Annotated in this window: 1 protein-coding gene; it reads left to right on the top strand. The window is 66.6% G+C overall.

The annotated features are described in order from the left end of the window. Nucleotides 1-368 (top strand): benzoate/H(+) symporter BenE family transporter (locus tag SB725_RS30310; protein WP_410923043.1); only part of this gene is annotated, 368 nt, incomplete at both ends.

Raw genomic sequence — 368 nt, 5'->3', positions numbered from 1 at the left:
CCCATCACCATCGCCTGGTCGACCCCCGGCGCCGCCCTGCTGATCACCAGCCTGTCCGGAGTGACCTACGGCGAAGCCATCGGCGCCTATATCACCTGCGCCGTGCTGGTGACCCTGTGCGGCCTGACAGGCAGCTTCGAGCGGCTGATGAAAAAGATCCCGGCGTCCCTGGCTGCGGCCCTGCTGGCGGGGATCCTGTTCAAGATCGGCAGTGAAATCTTCGTCGCCGCCCAGCACCGCACCGGCCTGGTGCTGGGCATGTTCCTCACCTACCTGGTGGTCAAGCGCCTGTCGCCGCGCTATGCCGTACTGGCTGCGCTGCTGATCGGTACGGCCTTGTCCGGGGCCATGGGCCTGCTGGACTTCAG

Source organism: Pseudomonas sp. SIMBA_041, assembly GCF_046535095.1.
Taxonomy (GTDB): Bacteria; Pseudomonadota; Gammaproteobacteria; order Pseudomonadales; family Pseudomonadaceae; genus Aquipseudomonas; species Aquipseudomonas mucoides.
This window is presented reverse-complemented; position numbering and strand designations above follow the sequence as displayed.